General features: G+C 64.2%; 22 protein-coding genes and 1 tRNA gene. 13 read left to right on the forward strand and 10 right to left on the reverse strand.

The window, feature by feature from the left end:
- Positions 1-250: 250 nt before the first annotated feature.
- The 6 genes from ASD76_RS11725 to ASD76_RS11750 form a co-directional block, all read right to left on the reverse strand.
- Positions 251-952 carry a PepSY domain-containing protein gene (locus ASD76_RS11725; RefSeq protein WP_055923250.1) on the reverse strand — a complete coding sequence of 234 codons (702 nt, stop codon included), beginning with the start codon at positions 950-952 and terminating at the stop codon, positions 251-253.
- A gap of 43 nt (positions 953-995) precedes the next feature.
- Positions 996-1,985 (reverse strand): copper resistance protein B, encoded by a 990-nt coding sequence (locus tag ASD76_RS11730; RefSeq protein ID WP_055923251.1) that lies wholly within the window; start codon positions 1,983-1,985, stop codon positions 996-998.
- The gene (locus ASD76_RS11735; protein WP_055923252.1) at positions 1,982-3,739 is read right to left on the reverse strand and encodes a copper resistance system multicopper oxidase; all 1,758 of its coding nucleotides are present in this window, start codon (positions 3,737-3,739) and stop codon (positions 1,982-1,984) included. The genes ASD76_RS11730 and ASD76_RS11735 overlap by 4 nt, the downstream gene beginning before the upstream one ends.
- Positions 3,740-3,803: 64 nt before the next feature.
- Positions 3,804-4,367, reverse strand: coding sequence for an RNA polymerase sigma factor (locus ASD76_RS11740; protein ID WP_055923253.1), 564 nt, complete (start codon positions 4,365-4,367; stop codon positions 3,804-3,806).
- Positions 4,364-4,777, reverse strand: coding sequence for a Spy/CpxP family protein refolding chaperone (locus ASD76_RS11745; protein ID WP_235506701.1), 414 nt, complete (start codon positions 4,775-4,777; stop codon positions 4,364-4,366). Before ASD76_RS11745 ends, ASD76_RS11740 begins: the two co-directional genes overlap by 4 nt.
- A gap of 23 nt (positions 4,778-4,800) precedes the next feature.
- Entirely contained in the window at positions 4,801-5,079 is a 279-nt protein-coding gene (locus tag ASD76_RS11750; protein ID WP_055923255.1) for a hypothetical protein, read from the reverse strand.
- 138 nt (positions 5,080-5,217) lie between these two features.
- Between ASD76_RS11750 and copC the strand changes: the two genes are divergently transcribed.
- From copC to ASD76_RS11765, 3 genes are all read left to right on the forward strand, one after another.
- Positions 5,218-5,601, forward strand: a complete 384-nt coding sequence (copC, locus tag ASD76_RS11755) for a copper homeostasis periplasmic binding protein CopC (RefSeq protein WP_055923256.1) — start codon at positions 5,218-5,220, stop codon at positions 5,599-5,601.
- A gap of 4 nt (positions 5,602-5,605) precedes the next feature.
- The gene (copD, locus tag ASD76_RS11760; RefSeq protein WP_055923257.1) at positions 5,606-6,538 is read left to right on the forward strand and encodes a copper homeostasis membrane protein CopD; all 933 of its coding nucleotides are present in this window, start codon (positions 5,606-5,608) and stop codon (positions 6,536-6,538) included.
- A gap of 61 nt (positions 6,539-6,599) precedes the next feature.
- Positions 6,600-8,972 (forward strand): heavy metal translocating P-type ATPase, encoded by a 2,373-nt coding sequence (locus tag ASD76_RS11765; RefSeq protein ID WP_082553807.1) that lies wholly within the window; start codon positions 6,600-6,602, stop codon positions 8,970-8,972.
- A gap of 185 nt (positions 8,973-9,157) precedes the next feature.
- Here ASD76_RS11765 and ASD76_RS11770 read toward each other — a convergent pair whose 3' ends face one another.
- Together ASD76_RS11770 and ASD76_RS18330 are read right to left on the reverse strand one after the other, a co-directional pair.
- Positions 9,158-9,454 carry a hypothetical protein gene (locus tag ASD76_RS11770; RefSeq protein ID WP_055923259.1) on the reverse strand — a complete coding sequence of 99 codons (297 nt, stop codon included), beginning with the start codon at positions 9,452-9,454 and terminating at the stop codon, positions 9,158-9,160.
- A 37-nt stretch (positions 9,455-9,491) separates the two neighbouring features.
- Positions 9,492-9,815 carry a hypothetical protein gene (locus ASD76_RS18330; RefSeq protein WP_156457697.1) on the reverse strand — a complete coding sequence of 108 codons (324 nt, stop codon included), beginning with the start codon at positions 9,813-9,815 and terminating at the stop codon, positions 9,492-9,494.
- A 20-nt stretch (positions 9,816-9,835) separates the two neighbouring features.
- Between ASD76_RS18330 and ASD76_RS11775 the strand changes: the two genes are divergently transcribed.
- Complete coding sequence (locus ASD76_RS11775; protein ID WP_055923260.1) at positions 9,836-10,885, forward strand: NAD(P)-dependent alcohol dehydrogenase; 1,050 nt, start codon at positions 9,836-9,838, stop codon at positions 10,883-10,885.
- Between the two features lie 233 nt (positions 10,886-11,118).
- Here ASD76_RS11775 and ASD76_RS11780 read toward each other — a convergent pair.
- Positions 11,119-11,192, reverse strand: a tRNA-Gln gene (locus ASD76_RS11780).
- Positions 11,193-11,374: 182 nt separating this feature from the next.
- Between ASD76_RS11780 and ASD76_RS11785 the strand changes: the two genes are divergently transcribed.
- Together ASD76_RS11785 and ASD76_RS11790 are read left to right on the forward strand one after the other, a co-directional pair.
- On the forward strand, positions 11,375-12,559 hold the full coding sequence (locus ASD76_RS11785; RefSeq protein WP_055923261.1) for a Ppx/GppA phosphatase family protein: 1,185 nt from the start codon (positions 11,375-11,377) through the stop codon (positions 12,557-12,559).
- Positions 12,556-13,227, forward strand: a complete 672-nt coding sequence (locus tag ASD76_RS11790) for an RlmE family RNA methyltransferase (RefSeq protein WP_055923262.1) — start codon at positions 12,556-12,558, stop codon at positions 13,225-13,227. The genes ASD76_RS11785 and ASD76_RS11790 overlap by 4 nt, the downstream gene beginning before the upstream one ends.
- An 81-nt stretch (positions 13,228-13,308) precedes the next feature.
- On the opposite strand, the gene ASD76_RS11795 is transcribed toward ASD76_RS11790, so the two are convergent.
- Positions 13,309-13,977 (reverse strand): c-type cytochrome, encoded by a 669-nt coding sequence (locus ASD76_RS11795; RefSeq protein WP_055923263.1) that lies wholly within the window; start codon positions 13,975-13,977, stop codon positions 13,309-13,311.
- 116 nt (positions 13,978-14,093) lie between these two features.
- Between ASD76_RS11795 and ASD76_RS11800 the strand changes: the two genes are divergently transcribed.
- Genes ASD76_RS11800 through ASD76_RS11830 form a run of 7 tightly spaced genes read left to right on the forward strand, consistent with a single transcriptional unit; the run spans position 14,094 to position 21,266 of the window.
- On the forward strand, positions 14,094-14,987 hold the full coding sequence (locus ASD76_RS11800) for a prephenate dehydratase (protein ID WP_055923264.1): 894 nt from the start codon (positions 14,094-14,096) through the stop codon (positions 14,985-14,987).
- Positions 14,988-15,041: 54 nt separating this feature from the next.
- A complete protein-coding gene (locus ASD76_RS11805; RefSeq protein WP_235506703.1) occupies positions 15,042-15,749 on the forward strand; it encodes a hypothetical protein in 708 nt (235 codons plus the stop codon).
- Positions 15,746-17,038, forward strand: a complete 1,293-nt coding sequence (locus tag ASD76_RS11810; protein ID WP_055923265.1) for a DUF4350 domain-containing protein — start codon at positions 15,746-15,748, stop codon at positions 17,036-17,038. Before ASD76_RS11805 ends, ASD76_RS11810 begins: the two co-directional genes overlap by 4 nt.
- Positions 17,035-17,997 carry an AAA family ATPase gene (locus tag ASD76_RS11815; protein ID WP_055923266.1) on the forward strand — a complete coding sequence of 321 codons (963 nt, stop codon included), beginning with the start codon at positions 17,035-17,037 and terminating at the stop codon, positions 17,995-17,997. Before ASD76_RS11810 ends, ASD76_RS11815 begins: the two co-directional genes overlap by 4 nt.
- 4 nt (positions 17,998-18,001) lie before the next feature.
- The gene (locus ASD76_RS11820) at positions 18,002-19,330 is read left to right on the forward strand and encodes a DUF58 domain-containing protein (protein WP_055923267.1); all 1,329 of its coding nucleotides are present in this window, start codon (positions 18,002-18,004) and stop codon (positions 19,328-19,330) included.
- Positions 19,330-20,388: a stage II sporulation protein M gene (locus tag ASD76_RS11825; RefSeq protein WP_055923268.1), complete on the forward strand. Its 1,059-nt coding sequence runs from the start codon at positions 19,330-19,332 to the stop codon at positions 20,386-20,388. Before ASD76_RS11820 ends, ASD76_RS11825 begins: the two co-directional genes overlap by 1 nt.
- Positions 20,385-21,266: an RDD family protein gene (locus ASD76_RS11830; protein ID WP_055923269.1), complete on the forward strand. Its 882-nt coding sequence runs from the start codon at positions 20,385-20,387 to the stop codon at positions 21,264-21,266. Before ASD76_RS11825 ends, ASD76_RS11830 begins: the two co-directional genes overlap by 4 nt.
- The last annotated feature ends 71 nt before the right edge of the window (positions 21,267-21,337 follow it).

Raw genomic sequence — 21,337 nt, forward strand, 5'->3', positions numbered from 1 at the left:
CTCGCATCCGCGTAGCGCCAATCAGACGGTGCCCTCAGCTAAATTGCCATCTGTCGGCATGAATGCGGGTCAGGACTTGTCCCGAACTGGAATTCCGTTTGAGCGCAAGGTCCGGCTACCTGCTAAGCAACTTCGTTCGACTTACAGATTGCCACTCTTGGCGGGCGCGCCGCACGATCTGCGATCCACCAGACATGCCCAGCGTCGCAAGGAAGGCGCGACCATAAGATCTGGTCATGCTCAAGACTTTTCAATTGGCCAGGGCAGGGCGTGTCTGGACCCGCGCCTTGCGGCGGCGGAAGAGTAGGATGCAGCCCAACAGAGCGCCGATCAACGAGAGAACGCCGAACCCAATTACGAGTGGGTTGTGAGTGTCCTCCCGTGTCTGTGGATCCATAATGTGCAAGCCCCAGAGGAAGTCATAAATCCGCCAGTTGCCGGTGCGAAACGCGAGCACCTCCCCGGTGGTATCGTCGACGTAGACGTTGGTGCCATCGGCGAAATGTGCTTGCCAGGCGGCGCGACCGGCCCGGAGGTCGAGCGGCTCCTCGTCCACTGGGAAGTAGGTCATCTTTTCAAGCCGGGCGTCCCCGGCAAAGGCCGCATCGGCGATCCGCCGCGCTTCGTCCCTGAGCACAGGCGAAATCGAAGTGCCGGTTGTGGCGGAGTAGCGCCATTGTCGGCCGTCGGTTGCGGTGACTATCCATAACGGGCCGTCGGGCTGGAGAACGAGTTTAGCCTCCTGGAGCGGCTCACCGATCTTGGGCCACACTAGCCGGTCGGGTTCGAACGCAACTTTCCCGGCCTTCAAGTGGTCACCCCGTATCTCTTCGATCGGGCGAGCCACCATGACCAGGCCGGTGATGGTCCAGATCAGGATCGGGAGCGCGATCGCCCAGCCGAGCCAGATATGCCAGCGTGCGAAGCGCTGCATCATGCGTTGATGCGACATGCCCAGGTGTCCTTACGTTGTTTAGGATTCGCAGTTCGGCTCGTCAGAACCAGAACCGCACGCCGGCGACAAAATCGACTGTATCGGGATCTTCGCCTGCCAGTTGTGCATATCGAGCGGTATCGCCCGTCTTTTTCGACCACTCCACGCCGACATAGGGGGCGTATTCCTTGCGGATCTCGTAGCGCAGGCGCACGCCCAACTCGAACTCCGACAGCCCTGACCCTACCCCTATGGCCGGCACGTCTTGCGCCGAGAGATTGAACTCTGCGCGAGGTTGAAGGATCAGCCGCTGGGTGATGCGTTCGTCGTAGCTGCCTTCCATCCGAGCGCTGACGTCGCCTTTGTCGGACAGGAACAACTGGCCGGTTAGATGAAGCCAGTAGGGCGCAATACCCTCAACGCCGGCCACCGCATAGGTCAGCGACGGGTTCGGCACGATGTCATGGCGGAGCCCGACGTGCGCGTTCCAGAACGGCGAGATCGCACGAGAGTAGAGCGCCTGGACCTCTAGGTCGTCGATGGGTTCGCCGAAGGTGCCCTCTCCCTCGGTCTTGAGAAGCAGGCGATTGATGTCGCCGCCGAACCAAGCCTCGCCTTCCCATCGATAGCCATCGCCGCCTTCACGCGCTCGGTATTCGGCAAGATCGAACAGGATCGAGGAGCCGGTGAACGTCATTTCACGAACCGCTGCCGCGCGCGCCCGTGCCATGTCCGCCGGATCGAAGATCGCATCGGCCGCATGATCTTCCGGCGGTGCAGGCGCGGGCGCCGTGCCGATTTGTGAGGAGTTGGACGGCATATCCGCCATATCGTGGCCGGAATGGTCCACTACTTCGGTGCTCGCGTTGCCTGGCGCTTCCGCCTCGTTCTCAGGCGTCGAAGGCTCGGCTGCGTCGTGTCCGGCGTGGTCGTGATTGGGCTCCGAAACCTCCGGCGTCGCAACGTTCATTCCGGGCGTCGATGCTTGCGCCGATGCAACGCCATTCGTTGCCAGGAGCAGCAAAGCAGAGGTGAGAGAGATCGCTCTCATGCTGCATCCTCCTCGTGGCGCACCGTTACGACGCGGAACATGCCGGCCATCATGTGCAGCAACATGTGGCAGTGAAATGCCCAATCGCCGAGCGCGTCCGCCGTAAGGTCGAAGGAGACCTTGCCCCCCGGTAGGACGTTGACCGTGTGCTTCACTGGATGATGGCCGGGATTGCCGGTCACGACCTCGAAGAAGTGGCCGTGCAAGTGGATCGGGTGCGGCATCATCGTGTCGTTGATGAGATTGACCCGCACGCGCTCCATGTGCCGGAAGGGAATGGGCTCTGTGCCAGTGCCGAACTGCTCGCCGTCGAACGACCACATGAACCGTTCCATGTTGGCGGTGAGGTGGATGTCGATCTCACGCGCCGGCGTGCGCGTATCGGGATTGGGCGCGAGCGATTTCAGGTCGCGATAGGTCAGCACCCGATGCCCGACATCTTCGAGACCAGTTGGACGCTCCCCGGTTCGATCCACCGGCATTGGCGAGAGCGTCGCGACACCCGGCCCCAACTTGACCTGCGGGGCAACGGAAGGGTCGCGCATCTTCATGGAGCCGTGGTCCGTCGCAGCCATGTCATGGCCCATCGCCGAATGATCCATCCCCGGCATCTCGCTACCGCCCGACATGTCCATGCTGCCCATCCCCATGTCCTTCATGGTGAGCAGCGGACGCTCGCGGATTTCCGGGACCGGCGCGACGAGGCCCACACGCGGTGCGAGTGTGGCGCGAACCTGGCCCGAACGGTCGATCGCCTCGGCGATCAAACCATAAGCCTGATCCGCCGTCGGCGTGACGATTACATCGTATGTCTCGGCGATGCCGATCTGGAACTCGTCGGTCTCGATCGATTGCACGTTCTGGCCGTCGGCAGCGACAACCGTCATCGGCAAACCAGGCATCCGCACATTGAAATTGGTCATCGCCGATGCGTTGATGATCCTCAGGCGCACTCGCTCGCCGGGAGCGAACACGCCAGTCCAGTTGGCGGCGGTATCATGGCCATTGACGAGGTAATGGAAAGTCGAGCCAGTGACGTCGGAAATATCCGTGGGGTCCATTCGCATCTGCGCCCACATGCGCCGCTCAGCCCCGGATTGGTCCTTACCAGCCAGCAGACCGGCGAGTGTCTGCCGTTGCATGTTGAAGTAGCCAGCCTGAGCCTTCAGCTTCCGCAGGATGGTATGCGGATGCAGGAAGCTCCAGTCGGCGAGGAGCAGGACATGCTCGCGGTCATACGCCACTGGATCGGGCGTCGCCGGGTCGATGACGATGGCGCCATACATGCCCATCGCTTCCTGCATGCCGGAATGGCTGTGATACCAATAGGTGCCGGATTGCCGGACCGGGAACTCGTAGACGAAGGTCTCGCCCGGCTTAATGCCAGGAAAGCTGACGCCGGGAACGCCGTCCATCTGGAACGGCAACAGCAACCCGTGCCAGTGGATCGAACTTTCCTCGTCGAGCGTGTTCGTAACCGTGAGCCGAACCGTCTGGTTTTCCCTCAACCGGATGACGGGACCCGGAACCGTGCCGTTGATACCAACAGCGTGGCCTTGGCGTCCGCCTAGATCTATCGTGACGTGTCCGATCGTGAGCTGGATGTCATTGCCCGACACCGTCGCCATTGGCGCTGCAAGTCCGGCGGTGCCGCTCCGCGCCCAAGTGGGAAGTGCTGCCGAGAGAGTTAGGAGACCGCCACCCAAGGCAGCGGAACGCATCAGGCCGCGTCGGTCGAGAGAGATTGTGCGCATGACTTCCAGCGGTTTCGGGGACTGTTAATGCCCATACGCAGCCCAGCGCAGCATCCCTTGGAATTTAGACGCCCAGCATTTCCCGCAGCTTAGCACGGGCACGGTAGAGCCGGGTCTCGACTGTCTTCTCGCTGATGCCGAGCAACTCGGCCGTTTCGACCTGGTTGAGGCCATCGATCGTTCGGATCAGCAGAACCTCCCTTAAGCGTGCAGGCAGCTTCGCTATTGCCGCGGTTACCTTCGCAAGTTCGGCTCGATCGGCGGCTTGCACGTCAGCGGGGGCTGCAGTGTCTGACGCTGCCAAGGCTTCCTCCAGGGGGGCGGCGCGGGTGAAGAAAGATCGCACTGCGCGGCGTCGCGCCCAGTCACGGCACTTGTTAAGGGCAATCCGCTTGATCCAAGCGGCAAAGGGCCGATCTCTGTCGTAGCGGTTTAGCGCTGCGAATGCCGCGACAAAGGCTTCCTGTGTGATGTCCAGCGCCTCGTCGGGATTGTTGGTGGTGGCACGGACCAAGCGAAAGACAGCTTCTCGATGTCGATCCAGCAATTCGCGATAGGCTTCTTGACGCCCGGCACGCGCCAAGTCCGCAAGTTCTGCATCACTGGCGGCCGACAGCGCCAGTTTCACGGCTTGTCTGGAGTCAGGGCCTTGACCACGGTGCTGTCGAACCGAGCAGCCTGCTCGGGCGTCAGCACGGCTCGCATGGCGAATAGATGCTCCAACGTTTCCTTTTGCAGCTCACCCATGAGGTGGTGAGTGTGATCGATGGCGGCGGTGACCTGCGGACCGTAGCCGTGCTCGCTTTCAATTGCCGCGGCGAGATGGGCGTTCGCCGCTTGCATCTCCAGTTCAAGAGCCTTTCGGCGAACGGCGAAGCGCTGCTCGATGACCTCGATCTTGGCTTCCTGCGCCGCATCGAGCTTCAATTCCTCGTGCAGCAGCGCGTGCAGCTCGGTTTCGCTCCGCTGCCTCGAATCGAATATTGTCCGTCCGGCAAAGACCCCGGTGACCGCCGCGAGGATTGTGACGATCGCCACCAAAACCAGCCGCTTGCCCCAATTCACGGATGAACCGCCAACAAGGTCGAAGGTGCGAGCGCGTTGTCTGCTGCAAAGGGCGATAAGGGATGGGCCGCTGCGGGCGTGCCCCCGGCGAGGCCGCCTCCCGCAACTCCCAGAACCAGCGCGAACGCGGCTGCGATGCCCATTAGGCGCCGTCCGCTGACCGCGTCCTGCCGAACACGAACAAGACCGGCGAACACGGCGTCGTCGATCGTGTCGAGCCCCGGAGGGACCGGCATTTCGCTGAGACGGCGAAGGGACAGATCGAGGTCGTGCATGGATAAGGTCTCCAATGTCTTCGCGTTCCTATACGCAGTCGGTCGCTCGATCCCTCAGGGAAAATTCCGTGCGAGATTTTGAGGGGCGGCTCTCCCCGCCGCGTATTGCACCATGGCACGCCCCCAAGGAGACACCCCATGCGTATCCGTATCCTCACCCTCGCATTCGCAGCGCTTGCGCTCGGTGCCCCCCAGATCGCCAGCGCACACACCGAGCTCGTCTCGACGATACCGGCCGCCAATGCACGGGTCGCCAGCCCAACCAAGATCGAGCTTCATTTCGAGGAGCCGATTGTCGGCAGTACTGCGCGCGCCGAAATCGCGATGACCGGCATGCCGGGCACGGCCAGCCACGACCCGACGGCAGTCACGGGATTCACCTCGCAAATGAGCAAGGACAAGAAGACCATGACACTGCAACTGCGGCACGCACTCGCGGCGGGGACCTACAAGGTTACTTGGTCAGCTGCGGGCGCAGACTCACATCGCGCCGGCGGCAACTTCAGCTTCACTGTGCGCTAGGGCGATGGATTATGTGCCCGTCATCGTCATCAGGTTCGCGCTTTACGCCGGCCTGTTGGCGCTGGCGGGCCTGACCGCGTTTTCCCTATATGCTTTGACCCCTCAGGAGCGCGCCTCGGGCATATTGCCGTTAGAGAAGCCTGCCCTGGCCTTGTCGCTGATCGGACTACTACTGTCCTGGGTCGGCATGTTCGCACTCGTCGCGTCAATGACAGGTTCCAGCCTCTTGGCGATCGATGGTGCCGTGCTGCGTGAAGTGGTCAGCGAGACCGCGATCGGAACTGCGTGGATCGTCCGCATGGCGGCCATGACCGCCGCCGTGGCGTCTGCTGTCGCTCTCGGCTGGAAGCCTCGGGCCGCGCGCCTCTTCCTCCTCGTATCGGTGTCCGTTGCAATCGCCACACTGGTCTGGACCGGACACGCCGGCGCCACCGAAGGTTGGACCGGAACAGCACATAGAGTTAGCGACATCGTCCACATGCTGGCGGCAGCGACTTGGATTGGCGGCCTCGCAGCCTTTGCCTGGTTGTTGTTCCCGTCGATGGCAACGCCATCGGAAGCGCGGCTGGTTACGAGCCATCGCGCCCTGGAACAGTTCGCTCGTGTCGGGACAATAGCCGTTGGGCTTATCTTGGCGACCGGGATCGTCAACAGTCTCGTCCTGTTGGGCCTTGCTGACCTGGGCCAATTGATGGGTTCGCCCTACGGGCAGCTCCTCCTCGCCAAGCTCGGCCTATTTGCGGCCATGCTGATTCTCGCTGCTGCGAACAGGTGGCGTCTCACGCCAGCTCTCGGCGAGGCAATCCGCACTCGCGACGTTGCAGCGGCGGTCCGTGACCTGCGAAAGAGCCTGGCGCTTGAAGGGGCGGCCTCGGTCGGGATCCTCGGTCTAGTGGCCTGGCTCGGGACGCTGGAACCACCTGGACCAATGGCGTGAGAATGGTTGTGCTACCCGCCCTGGCGGTCGGCATCGCAAGTCGCATCTGAAAGGAACGGGCATGACAGAGTGCGGGCATAGCAATCACGAGCACTCCGCTAAGTCGGAAGATCATGATGTCCTCGTGACCGATCCGGTCTGCGGAATGAAGGTCGATAGCCGCACCAGCCCGCATCGCCTCGAACTGAACGGCGCCTCCTATTTCTTCTGTAGCGCTCGTTGCCTCGACAAGTTTCAGGTCGATCCTGACCACTACCTGAGCCGGTCGGCGAACGAGCCAACGACTAGCAATTCCACCATTGGCGCGTCGGCGGCAGCGACCGAGGGCACGATTTGGACGTGTCCGATGCACCCCCAGATCCGCCGTAATGGACCCGGCTTCTGCCCTATCTGCGGCATGACCCTAGAGCCTCTTGAGCCCACGCTCGCAGACGGGCCAAACCCCGAGTTGGCCGACATTACGCGCCGCTTCTGGGTGAGCGCTACGCTGTCCATCCCGCTGGTGATCCTTGTCGTCGCCACGGAACTTCTCGGCTTGGATCTATTGCCGATGCGCAGCTCAATCTGGACGCAGTTTGCGCTTGCCACGCCTGTGGTGCTTTGGGGCGGCTGGCCGTTCTTCGAGAGGTTCTGGGCTTCACTGAAGACGCGGGACCTCAACATGTTCACCCTGATCGGTCTGGGTATCGGGGTGGCCTACGGCTACAGCGTCGTAGCGACAGTCGCGCCGCAGCTGTTCCCCATGTCCCTGCGCTCAATGGGCGGCCTGGTGCCGGTCTATTTCGAGGCGGCCGCGGTCATCACAACGCTAGTTCTTCTCGGCCAAGTCCTGGAGCTGCGCGCACGATCCGCGACGGGCAAGGCGATCCGTGCCTTGCTCGGCCTCGCGCCCAAGACCGCACGCCGCCTGAAAGCTGACCGCAGCGAAGAAGACATCCCGTTGGAACAAGTCCATCTCGGCGACTTGCTGCGGATCCGGCCGGGCGAAAAGGTCCCTGTCGACGGCACGGTCGTCGAGGGCCGCAGTTCGGTCGACGAGTCGATGATCAGCGGCGAGCCAGTGCCTGTCGAAAAGGTCATGGGCGACAAAGTCACAGGTGCGACCGTCAACGGCACCGGCAGTCTGGTGATGCGCGCGGAAAGGGTCGGGCACGACACGGTCCTTTCGCAGATCGTGCGGATGGTGGCCGACGCACAGCGCTCCCGCGCACCGATCCAGGCGCTTGCAGACAAGGTGTCCGCGTGGTTCGTTCCGGCCGTGGTGCTCGTTGCAATCGTTGCCTTTGCGGTCTGGAACTTTGTGGGACCGGAGCCCCGTCTCGCCCACGCCCTCGTCAACAGCGTCGCGGTTCTCATCATCGCTTGTCCCTGCGCTCTCGGTCTCGCGACTCCAATGTCGATCATGGTTGGAACCGGGCGCGGCGCCACAGCCGGCGTGCTCGTCAAGAACGCCGAGGCGCTCGAATTGATGGAGAAGATTGACACGCTTGTGGTCGACAAGACCGGAACTCTGACCTTGGGTAAACCGAAGCTTGTCGCCGTCGAGCCGGTGAATAGCTTTTCCGAAGAGGAGGTGCTTCGGCTGGCTGCTTCGCTCGAACGAGGGAGCGAGCACCCGCTTGCCGCGGCAATCGTCGAAGGCGCGGAAGACGGGAATATCACCATACCGGCGAGCACTGCTTTTACGTCACATACCGGCAAGGGCGTGACGGGAAGCGTCGATGGCCGGATGGTAGGTCTGGGGAACAAGGCGTTGTTGGTGGACCTCGGGATCAGCTCGGACATGCTCGAACAACAAGCGGACAAGCATCGGTCCGAGGGCGCGGGTGTGATGTTCGTCGCCATCGACGGCAAGCTGGCCGGGCTGGTGGTCGTCGCAGACCCGATCAAGGAGAGTGCGGTGCAGGCCGTTGGAGATCTACGCCGCGCGGGTATTCATGTCGTCATGATGACCGGCGACAATCGCCGGACCGCAGAGGCGGTAGCTCGTCGTGTCGATATTGATGAAGTGATAGCCGAGGTTTTGCCGGATCAGAAACAGGCCAAGGTGGAAGAGCTCCGGCGAGCTGGACGCCGCGTGGCCATGGCCGGTGATGGCATCAATGACGCGCCGGCCCTTGCTGCGGCGGACGTCGGCATCGCCATGGGAACCGGCACAGATGTCGCCATGGAAAGCGCCGCGGTCACTCTCGTAAAGGGCGACCTTGGCGGTATCGTCCGGGCGCGTCGCCTCAGTCACGCAACGATGCGCAACATCCGCCAGAATCTCTTCTTCTCGTTCGTGTTCAATGCGGCGGGCGTTCCGATTGCTGCCGGCGTGCTCTATCCATGGTTTGGCATACTCCTGAGCCCGATCATCGCTGGAGCGGCGATGGCATTCAGTTCGGTTGCCGTCATTGGCAACTCGCTCCGGCTGCGGAGCGTGTCGATATGAGGACATGAGGATCGGGGAAACGACCAGCAGGTCTTCCCTTCCGCCATCAGATGACGAAAGCGATCTATCCCTTTCACCCGTTGCCGATGCCGGAAGGCCGCAACTGGAGTTCCTGCCAGCCTGCCTCGCGCAGGGCCTTCGGCTCCAAGAACGGTCCGCAGTCCGTCAGACGATCCGGCGTCGAGTCACCGACTCTCAAGTGGTGCGGCAAGATTGTAGATAATTCCGAAGAGACCCGCAGAAAGTCCGCCAAAGAGCAGGGACCAGACCGACCCTTCCACGAGCGCCGCGCCGGAGTTCACCTGAGCATTGGTGAACAAGCTGATGTAGGCGTGAGTTGGGCTTGAGAACGGGACAGCGGTTCCGATCCAGCAAAGGACAAAGATCGCGAGGCCCGTCGCGGCGCCGCTTACGAGCAGGCGAACGACGCTTAGCTTGTGGCGCTTTCCGAGCGCTTGTTCACTGACGACTGAGGCGGCCATTGCTTCCTCCTTGTCAACGTGGCGGGCATCGAGAAACTTAGGCTTCTGTGCCCGAATACCCTAATGAATAACCGGAGCTCTGATTGCCTTGACCGGGATCAAAGCCCAGTTCGCTCTGCGGCAAAGGTGCCTGACCACGGTGTTGCTCAGCACTTGAGACATGACTCATGAGCTTCACGCCTTCCCCGTCACCGAGTGAAGATAACGGCCGATTCCCTTCATCAGCGCCGCCGTTGTCCATGGTCGATCCGCGCAGGTAACCCCTGCCTGACGAGAACACGGGGTCCCCGATGCGGAACTTACTCCCGCGGACGTTAGTAGCCTCGATACAACGCTCGCCGACCTCGCCGGCAATCTGCAAGAAGACGTCAGGGACTCAACATGACCGTCAAAGCCTATGGCACCTCTGCTGCTGACCAGCCGCTCGCTCCGCTGGTCATCCAGCGCCGCGAGCCCGGACCCAAAGATGTCCAGATTGAGATCGCCTACTGCGGCATCTGCCACTCCGACCTGCACCAGACGCGGAGCGAGTGGGATGGCACGATCTACCCGTGTGTGCCCGGTCATGAGATCGTGGGTCATGTCAGCGCCGTGGGCGCGGCGGTGAGCAAGTTTGCCATCGGTGATGCAGTCGGCGTGGGCTGCATGGTGGACAGCTGCCAGCACTGCCCATCCTGCGCGGAGGGGCTCGAACAGTATTGCGAGACGGGAAACACTCTCACTTACAACTCGCCCACCCAGGACCCGCCTGGACATACCCTTGGCGGCTATTCGGACCGGATCGTCGTGGACGAGAAGTTTGTCCTGCGGGTCACCCATAGCGAAGAGCATCTGGCTGCCGTAGCCCCGTTGCTGTGCGCGGGGATCACGACCTATTCCCCCCTCCGGCACTGGAATGTCGGGCCAGGCCATAAAGTTGGGGTCGTCGGCATTGGCGGACTGGGGCACATGGGGGTGAAGTTCGCCCATGCGCTGGGTGCGCATACCGTCGGGTTCACGACATCGGAAAGCAAACGAGCTGACATCCTCGCCCTGGGCGCTGACGAGGTCATCCTTTCCAGAGACGCGGCCGAGATGGCCCAGCACGCGGGAACGTTCGACTTCATCCTCGACACGGTGGGAACGAGTCACAAGCTCGATGACTACACCTCCCTTCTGAAGCGGGATGGGACGCTGTGCCTGGTTGGCGCGCCGGAACACCCACATCCTTCTCCAGAGGTCTTCCCCCTAATTATGGGGCGCAAGGCGATTGCAGGGTCCACGATCGGCGGCATCGCGGAGACCCAAGAGATGCTCGACTTCTGTGCTGAGAATCAGATCGTGTCGGACATCGAGCTCATCCCAGCCGAACAGATCAATGTTGCCTACGAGCGTATGCTGAAGAGCGACGTGAAGTATCGGTTCGTAATCGACAATGCCTCGCTAACGTGAGGTCCATCTGAAGGCTGGTTGCGAGTCCGTGACCGTCTTTTACAGCTCCGACCATGCCGTCCCGTCGCCACAAGGTCGAGGCGCGAACATCCCTTCATGTTGCACTGGTGTTGCACGGAGGGGCGGGGAAGCTGAGAGAATCGACGGAAAACCGCGCAACTCAGCGGAAATGCCGCAAACCCATCAGGCAACCGGCTAAGTAGAGCTATATCGCTGACTTTTAAGGGAAAACCTGGATGCCCCGTGAGGATTCGAACCTCAATTGACGGAGTCAGAGTCCGTAGTCTTACCATTAGACGACGGGGCAACGCGGGAGCGGCGCATCTAGAAAGGCCGGACGGTCTCGTCAAGCGGGCCACACGCGTCTTGTGGCCAGGATTGCACGTAAGGGCCTCGGTTGCCCCAAACTTGCCCCGGCGAAGCGCTTTCGCTAGCCTGTGTTCAGGTTCCGCCTTGAGCGGGTAAGAAATACGAGCGAGTTCAAAGAAAATGGCGGATTTCAATCCGTCGGACGAGCGGCGGAGTACCGCGGGTTCTGAGGGAGAGGCGCCGAATTTGGCGAACCCTCAGTCGGGCCACTCCGGCACCGCCGGCGAAAGGCAGGAAAATGGCAGCGCCAATGGCGCTGATCTGCGCGAGCAGCCTGCAAGCCTTCCGCTTGGCCAATCGCGCCAGGCTTATGCAGCGATCGATCTTGGCACCAATAACTGCCGCTTGCTGATTGCCCGCCCGGCCGATGCCAATTTCGTGGTCATCGATGCGTTCAGCCGTGTCGTACGCTTGGGTGAAGGTCTCGCCCAGACGGGCCGGCTGAGCGACCTGGCCATGGACCGCGCCGTTGGGGCGCTCAAAGTCTGCTCCGACAAGCTCAAGCGCCGCAATGTCCGCCTTGCCCGTTCTGTCGCCACCGAGGCGTGTCGGCGGGCAACCAACGGCGCCGAGTTCATCGAACGGGTGCAGCATGAAACTGGCATCAAGCTCAACGTCATTTCCGCCCAGGAAGAGGCGCGGCTGGCAGTGCTCGGTTGCCACATCTTGCTCGAAGACGGCATCGGACCGGCGGTAATCTTCGACATCGGCGGGGGATCGACCGAACTGGTCCTGATCGAACCCGGCGCGCCGGTGCCGCATATTCTCGACTGGCAGAGCGTCCCCTGGGGCGTGGTTTCGCTGACGGAGACCGTCGGCGACGAAGGCAAGGACGCCGCCTCGCGGCTTGCCCGCTATCGCAAGATGCACAAGCTCGTGGCCGACAGCTTTGCCGGTTTCGCAGAGCGCATCGCTCCGTTCCGTTTGCCGGACCTGCGTCTCCTCGGTACGAGCGGCACCGTGACCACTCTCGCCAGCCTGCATCTCGACCTTCCGCAGTACGACAGGAAGGCGGTCGACGGACTCGTCGTGCCGTCCGAATCGATGCGCGACATCGCCACCCGGCTTTCCACCATGGGGCCCGAAGACCGCCGCCGGCTGCCCTGCATTGGCAACGAGCGGGCCGATCTGGTGGTGGCGGGCTGCGCCATTCTCGAAGCGATCCTCGACATCTGGCCGGCACCGCGGCTCGGCGTGGCGGATCGTGGTATCCGCGAGGGCATCCTGCGCGGACTGATGTCCGCCGACGCGCTCGGCATCGAGGCGCAAGCAGCACTGCGACGACTCAAGCAGACACTCCGGTGACCCGCTCTGGCCGCGATCCCGACCGGCGCGTCCGGTCAACCAAGGGCCGCACCGCGTCGTCGACGCGCTGGCTCGAACGCCAGCTCAACGATCCTTACGTCAAGCAGGCCAAGGCCGAAGGCTATCGCAGCCGGGCCGCCTACAAGCTTCTCGAACTCGACGAGCGATTCGGCCTTCTCAAGGGTGTGCGCCGGGTCGTCGACCTCGGCATCGCCCCGGGGGGTTGGAGCCAGGTCGTACGCAAGCGCGTGCCGGGCGCCGCGGTCGTCGGCATCGACTTGCTCGAGACCGAACCCCTCGAAGGCGTGACGATCTTCCAGATGGACTTCATGGCGGACGATGCCCCCGCGGCGCTAGAAGCCGCGCTCGACGGGCCGCCAGACCTCGTGTTGTCGGACATGGCCGCCAACACCGTGGGCCATAAGCAGACCGATCACTTGCGGACGATGGGGCTGGTAGAGACCGCCGCTCACTTCGCGGTCGAAGTGCTCGACAAAGACGGGGCCTTCGTGGCCAAGGTCTTGGCCGGGGGGACCGATGCCGACTTGCTGGCTCTCCTCAAGCGACACTTCCGTGCGGTGAAGCATGCCAAGCCCCCCGCCAGCCGTAAGGGCTCGTCGGAATGGTACGTCATCGCGCAGGGCTTCAAGGGCCGGGACCAAGCCTGAAAGAAAAACGGCCGCAGAAGCGGCCGTTTCCTTTCCCTCGCGGGACAATCGCTAGAAACGCGGCGGCCGTAGCCGCCGGTCTTAGTGGGCGGCCGGAGCAGCTGCAGCAGCGTCGGCCGGGGCAGCGGCTGCGTCAGCAGCAGGAGCTGCGTCAGCAGCAGGAGCTGCAGCAGCGTCGGCCGGAGCAGCGGCCGCATCACCAGCGGCCGCGTCGGCTGCCGGCGGCGGAGGCAGCGGCGGACCGCCACCGTTCTGCAGCAGGAACAGAATCACGTTGGCGCGATCCTCAGGCTTGCCGAGGCCGGCGAAGCTCATCTTCGTGCCGCCAGCGAAAGCCTTCGGGCTCTTCAGCCAGTGGTCGAGATTCTCGAACGTCCAGTCACCGCCATGACCCGAAAGATCGCTCGAATAAGCGAAGCCCGGCTCGTGCTTGCCGATCGGCTTGCCAACGATGCCATAGAGATTCGGACCGATGCCATCTCCACCGCCCTGAGCGATCGTGTGGCACGAGGTGCACTTGGCGAAGATCTTCTCGCCCGCAGCCGCATCACCCGTGGCGAGCAGAGTCGCCAGCGGAGGACCTTCGGCGGCGGCACCCGCTTCCACGACGCCTTCGATGGGGAAGCCCATCACGTGCGGACGGTGGGGCTTGTCGGCCTGGAAAAACAGGCCGCTTGCGATGGAGCCGCCAAGTGCGACGATGGCCGCACCCAGTGTCCAGCCGGCGATGGTGTTGAAACGATCAGTCATCGATGGATTATCTACCAGAGTCAGATTTGCGCGCCGCTCTAGTAAGGCGGGTTCAAAGGCGCAAGTCCGATAGTCACTTGTCGGTCGCAAGATGCGTCGTTACCCGCGTCGCCTGAATGGACAGCTATCCCACTCCCGCCCTTGCCCTCGTGGAAGAGATGCACGCCGCCGCCGCGGCCAACCCCGCTCGCGCGGTCGCCTTCCAAGGCGCGCCTGGCGCCAATTCGCATCGCGCTGCGATCGAATGGTCGGCCGGCTGCCTGCCGCTGCCCTGCTTTTCGTTCGAAGATGCGCTCGATGCGGTCAGCGCAGGACGTGCCGGTAGCGCGATCATCCCGATCGAGAATTCGCAACATGGCCGCGTGGCCGACATTCATTTTCTGCTGCCCGGAAGCGGGCTGTCGATCGTCGGCGAGTACTTCCTGCCGATCACCTACGCGGTAATGGGTCTCGGCGCGGGTCCCTACAAGGCGGCCTACAGCCACCCGCAGGCGCTCGGCCAGACGCGGAAATACCTGCGTGAGCGGGGCATCGTCCCGCTTGCCTATGCCGATACCGCCGGTGCCGCCGCGCTGGTCAAGGAGATGGGCGATCCCGAAGCCTGCGCCATCGCGCCAGCGCTCGCGGCCGAATTCTATGACCTGACCATCGCCGAGCAGGGTGTGGAAGACGCGCCCGACAACACCACCCGATTCGTGGTGCTTTCACGCGACGCGCTCGATCCCGCCACGCTCTCGGGCCATCCGGCGATGACCACTTTCGTGTTCGAGGTGAAGAACGTACCGGCCGCGCTCTACAAGGCGCTCGGCGGGTTCGCGACCAATGGCGTCAACATGACCAAGCTCGAAAGCTATCAGCAAGGCGCCAGCTTCTCGGCGACGATGTTCTTTGCCGACATCCTCGGCGCGCCAGGCGATCCGTCGATCGACAGGGCGCTCGAGGAGCTCGCGTTCCACAGCAAGGAACTGCGCATGCTCGGCAGCTATCCGCAGGCTAGGGTTCGCGGCTAGACCACGTAAAACCACGGGTTGCGCCGTCGCGGCGGCCATGCCACCTCGTAGCGTGTGACAGTGGAGACGGGGGATAGCGCCGCGAAAGCGGGCGCAGGCGATTTCGCGCGCGACTGGGAAGCGCTGCGTGCGGCCTCCGACATCCAATTCGTCCCCGTAAAACCGCCCGCGCCGAACCCGCCGCCGGAATGGCTGCAGAGCTTCTTCAAATGGCTGGGCGAATTGCTTCAGCCGCTGGGCGATCTGCTGGCCAACGTGTTCGGTGCCATTGGCCGATTCCTCGGAGTTTCCGGACAGGTCATCATGTGGTCGGTGCTGGCACTCGCGGCACTGCTGATCCTCTACCTGCTGTGGCGCACGTTTGCCCCGATGCTGGCGAACGCGCGACCTGGCGGGGCGAACGAAAGCGTGCCCGAATGGACGCCCGATGCCGATCAAGCGCTGGCCTTGCTCGAAGACGCGGACAGGCTTGCCGCCGAAGGCCGATTCGAGGAAGCCACTCACCTCTTGCTCAAGCGCAGTGTCGGCCAGATCGCTGAAGCGCGGCCCGGCTTGCTCGAGCCATCGAGCACCGCCCGCGAGATCGCCGAGTTGCCAGACCTCTCGCACGGCGCCCGCAGCGCCTTCGGCGTAATTGCCGAACGGGTCGAGCGCAGCTTGTTTGCCTTGCGCAACCTCTCGGCAGAAGACTGGCAGGCCGCGCGCGCCGCCTACGCCGAGTTCGCCTTGGCAGCGCCAAGGCTCGGAGTGGTCGCCGGATGAGTCGGAGCGCTTCACCTTTCTCGCCGAAGATGATCCTCGCGGTGCTGGTGGTCGGCGCCGGGGCCTTCCTGCTGTTTCTCTACGCAATCGGGGCAGGCTGGGACGGGCGCGAAGACCGCAACGGCGGCTCCCACGCGGCGGCGAACGGGCTCAACGGCTTTGCCGGGCTCACACGGCTGCTGAAGGCGCAGGGCTATGATGTCTCGCTCTCCCGTTCAAAGGCACGCCTGCAGGACGAGGTGCTGCTGGTGATCACGCCGGACCTCTTCCAGGCGGACGGAGAGGAAATTTCCCGGATCATTCGCGAACGACGCTACGCCGGGCCCACGCTGCTGATCCTGCCCAAATGGACGGCGGGCAAAGCTGACAGCATCCGTACGCTCAACGTACCGCGTGGCTGGGTCATTCTCGGCGGCGCTGGCGAGCCCGAGTTCGTGACCGAGATCGACGGTCTCAAGAATGGCGAGTTGAGGCTCGCCAAGCGGGAACGTTGGTACGGCCTGGATCTCGAAGGGACGTTCCCCGTGCCCGACGAGACGCTTGGGCTCCGTGGTGACGGCTTGATGCCGCTCATCAGCGACAAGGATGGCGAGGCGCTGGCCGGCTACATCAACGACAAGGGCGTCTACCCCTATCTCGCCGACGCAGCCGGGATTCCGCCGCTCGACGGCAGCGAGCCCGGGGTCGACGATTCGCTCTGGCCCGTCGTGGTGGTCGTCGAGCCGGACCTGATGAACAACTACGGCCTCGCCGACGCCAAACGGGCCGAAGCGGCAGTCGCATTGGTCGAAACGACGCTTGAGGACTACGACCTGCCGATCGTGTTCGATCTCACGGTGGCTGGCCTGGGCCGCAACGAGAACCTGCTGACGATGGCTTTCCGGCCGCCGTTCCTGGCTGCCACCCTGTGCCTGATCTTGGCCGCGCTGCTCATCGCCTGGCGTTCATTCCGCCGCTTCGGCCCACCTGTGGCCGAGGCTCCGTCGTTCGCGATGGGCAAGCAGCAGCTGGCGCGAAACAGCGCCGCACTAGTGGAGCGGGCGCGCAGGCTGCACCTGCTGGGCCCGCCCTATGCCGCGCTGGTCTCCGCCCGCATCGCCGCAGCGCTCAATATTCGCGAGGCGGAGCCGGGCGCGCGCGAAGCGGCCATCGCCCGTGTCCAGGCCCTGCGCGGCCTGCCCGCCGACTTTCCCGAACGGGCCGAAGCCTTGCGCAACGCCCGCCGCCCGGCCGACTTGCTGCGCGCTGCCGGTGCTCTCAGATCCATCGAAAGGACCCTTGTTCAATGACCCTATCGCTCGCAGAGACGCGCGCGCTGGCCGACGCCATCCGGGCAGAAATCGGCAAGGCGATCGTCGGCCAGGAAGAGACGATCGAGCACTTGCTGATCGCGCTGGTGGCGCAAGGCCACGTGCTGCTCGAAGGTCCGCCCGGCACGGCCAAGACTTTCCTCGCCCAGTGCTTCGCCGCATCGACCGGGCTCGAGTTCGGGCGGATCCAGTTCACCCCGGACTTGCTGCCGGGCGATATCCTGGGTTCCAACCTGTTCAACTTCCAGACCAGCCAGTTCACCCTGACGCGCGGCCCGATCTTCCGCGAACTGCTGCTGGCCGACGAAATCAACCGCACGCCGCCCAAGACCCAGGCCGCGCTGCTCGAAGCTATGCAGGAAAGGCGGGTGACGCTCGACGGGCAGACTCATGCGCTGTCCGACCACTTCATGGTGGTGGCGACGCAGAACCCGATCGAGAACCAGGGCGTCTACCCGCTGCCCGAAGCGCAGCTCGACCGATTCCTGTTCAAGCTGCTGGTGCCCTACCCCAGTGCCGAGGAAGAGGCGGCAATCGTCCGCCGCTTCGGCGAGCGCAGCGGTCCGCCGAACCCGACCGATTTCGGCATCGCCATGGTGGCTGACGCCGCGACGCTTGGCGCAGCGCAGGAAGCGGTGAAGTCGGTCAAGCTCGCTGACGAAGTGATCGGTTACACCGTCGCGCTGGTGCGGGCGACGCGCGAGAGCGCCGACATCGCCAGCGGCGCCTCGCCGCGCGCCGCCGTCGTGCTCGCCAACGCCGCGAGGGCACGAGCCGCGCTGCAAGGCCGCGACTATGTGCTGCCCGATGACGTGAAGGCCCTCGCCACCTCGGTGTTGCGCCATCGTCTGCTGCTGTCGCCCGCGGCCGAGATCGAGGGCAAGCTGGTCGAGGATCTCGTGGCCGGCCTGATCGAGCAAACCGAGGCGCCGAAGTGATTCGATGAAGTCGCGCATCGTCCCTTCGGCCCGGGCCCTGCTGCTGCTGGCACTGATGGCGCCCATAGCGGTGCTGATCGGCGCGTTCGCTCCGAACGCATGGATCGTGGCGCCGGCAGCGGCCCTAGCCCTGCTGGTGGTGACGGCGCTCGACGGGCTGATCGCGGGCCGGTTGCACGATCTCAAGCTGACTTATCCGGCCGACGTCGAGGTGGGCCAGCCGATGCGCCTGCTGCTTCACGCCGAGTTCGGCGGCCGGGTCGGGAGCGGTGCCCCGCAGGGCGCGCTGGGCTTCGATGCGCGCCTGGGCGACCGCGGAACGGCGAGCTTTACCCTGGCACCAGGCCCGGTGCCTGACGTCTGGTCGAGCGAGACCGAGATCGTCCCGGTCCGCCGGGGAACCGGGACACTGCACGAGCTCTGGCTCCGCTGGCCCGGGCCACTCGGCCTTGCGCATCGCCAAGCTCACCGCGAACTCGGCGAGCCGGTGCGCGTATGGCCCGACCTATCGCCGGTCCGTTCTCCCGTACTCCAGACCTTTTTGCGCGACTCCCAGTTCGGCCTGATCGCCCGCCGCATCCGGGGCGAAGGCACCCAGTTCGAAGCGCTCAGCGAATACGAGCCGGGCATGGACCGCCGCCGGATCGACTGGAAGGCGAGCGCACGCCATTCGCGGCTCTACGCGCGTGAGAACGAATCCGAACGCGACAACCAGATCGTCTTCGCGTTCGATTGCGGCCAGTCGATGAGCGAGCCCGTCGAGGGATTGCCGCGGATCGACCGGGCGATCTCCGCTGCGCTGATGGCGGCCTATGTCGCGCTCAAGGGCGGCGACCGCGTCGCGCTGTTCGGCTTCGCCGACAAGCCTGAGCTGATGACCCCGTTCGCGCTCGATTCGCGCGGCTTCAACCGGTTGCAGCGGGCCGCGGCTGAGCTCGACTACATCCCGCGCGAACCGAACTTCACCCTCGCGCTCGCCACCCTGACCGCCAAGCTCAAGCGCCGATCCTTGATCGTGCTGTTCTCCGACTTCACCGATCCGACTTCCGCCGAAATCATGGTCGAAAGCGTCGAACGGCTGGTGCGCCATCACCTGGTGATTTTCGTGACCATGGCCGACGAGGAACTCTCCGACCTGACCGGGGCGGAGCCCGCCACTGTGCGCGACCTGGCGACCGCTGTCGCGGCGGATGGTCTCGCCCGCCAACGCGCGCTGGTGTTGCAGCGGCTGCGCCGGTTGGGAGTCGATGTGATCGAAGCCCCGTGGGAGGCGATCGGCTATCGCTTGCTCGATCGCTACCTCCAGGCCAAGCGCATGGAGGCGGTCGGCTGATGGCGCTGGCCCTGTTCAAGAAGCCCGAGATCGCGCCGCTGCCCGACATCGAGGCGGCGTCGCTTCGCTCTGACCGTTTCCGGCTCGAACGCGAGAGCGACTGGCGCCGGCTGGAAGGGATTGTCATCTCGCTCGAAAAGAACCGGCTGCGCCGCATTTCGGACGAGGATCTGCTGGCGCTCCCGGTGCTTTACCGCCAGGCCGCCTCGAGCCTCGCCGTTGCGCGCGAGACTTCGCTCGATGCGGCGACGCTTGCCTATCTCGAAGCCCTGGTCCGGCGCGCCTGGTTCCAGGTCTACGGCCCGCGCACCTCGCTTTTTGGCTGGCTGCGGCAGTTCCTCGGCGGCGGCTGGAGCATCGCGGTGCGAGCGATCTGGCTGGAGATTGCCATCGCCCTGGCGGTGATGGTCGCCGGGACCGCGGCCGGCTGGGTGCTCGTGTCGCAAGAGCCCGAATGGTATTACGCGCTGGTTCCTGGAGAGATGGCAGGCGGGCGCGAACCGGGGGCGGATCGCGCAGCTCTGGCTGAGACGCTCAAGGGGGCGGACGACAGCGAAGGATTGACGGTTTTCGCCACCTTCCTGTTCTCCAACAACTCCTCCGTTTCGATCCTGGCTTTCGCGCTCGGGTTTGCCTTTGGCATCCCGACGCTGCTGCTGCTGGTCTACAACATGGCCTCCTTGGGGGCGATGCTGTGGGTCTTCTTCAAGGCCGGTCTCGGGTGGCAATTCGTCGCCTGGCTCTCGGTCCACGGGACGACGGAGTTCGGCGCAATCCTGCTGGCCGGTGCGGCGGGTCTGCACGTCGGGCGGACAATGGCCTTTCCCGGCGACCGCTCCGTCATGGCCGCAGCCGCCTCCAGTGGACGCCGAGCGGCGCAAGTCATGGCGGGTGTGGTGTTCATGCTGGCGATTGCCGGCCTGCTGGAAGGGTTCGCCCGTCAGCTGGTCGAGCTACCCGCGGCGCGCGGCGCCATCGGAAGTGTGATGCTGCTGCTGTGGCTGACCTATTTCGCCTTCGCCGGACGGCGAAAGGGCAACCTGGGAGCGATATCGTGAACGCCATCGCTGCCCGCAAAGGCCTCGAGGCCAAACGCCACCGCGAGCTCGTGACACCCGAGGGGCTTTCGCTGCCGCTCACCGTCGCATCCAAGGGCGCGCGGGCAGGCGCGCTCATGCTCGACCTGGGCATGATCTTCCTCGGCTTGATCGTGTTTTCGCTGCTGCTCGTGGCCCTCGGCATCGGAATGTCCCAAGCCGAAAGCGAACAGGTGTCGCCAGGTGTCGAGGTCTTGCTCGTCCTCGTGATCCTGTTCCTGTTCCTGGCCCGTTACGGCTACTTCCTGTGGTTCGAGATCGGCCCGCGCGGGGCGACGCCCGGCAAGCGCGCGCTTGGCATTCGCGTCGCGGCCCGGGGCGGCGGACGCTTGACCGCAGAGGCGGTGATCGCCCGCAACCTGATGCGCGACGTCGAGGTGTTCGTGCCGGTGGTGTTCCTCTTCTCGGGCGGGGCAAGCGGCGTCGCCGGGATCGCGGCGGGCGTGTGGCTGGCGGTGTTCGTGCTGTTCCCGTTCTTCAACCGCGACGCCCTGCGCGCCGGAGACCTGATCGCGGGCACCTGGGTGGTAGAGGCGGAGCGGCATAAATTGCCTGAGGCCATGTCGCTCACCCCGCGCACTCCGGGCGCCTACCGCTTCGGAGAGGCGGAGCTATCGGTGTACGGCGAGCATGAGCTGCAAGTGCTCGAAGGCGTCCTGCGGAACGACAATCCCGAGGCGCAGCGCAAGGTGGTGGAGGCGATCTGCCGCAAGATCGGCTGGGAGCCCGGACACGGCGATGACCGCAAGTTCCTCGAGGCCTTCTACGAAGCGCTCCGCGCCAGGCTGGAAAGCGGGATGCGCTTCGGCAAGCGCAAGAAGGACAAGTTCGACCGTTAGTCCTGGGGCCAGCGTCCTTCGACAAGCTCAGAACGAACGGATGTGGTGTATATCCGTAGTCTAGAACTCCG

The organism is Altererythrobacter sp. Root672 (assembly GCF_001427865.1).
Taxonomy (GTDB): domain Bacteria; phylum Pseudomonadota; class Alphaproteobacteria; order Sphingomonadales; family Sphingomonadaceae; genus Croceibacterium_A.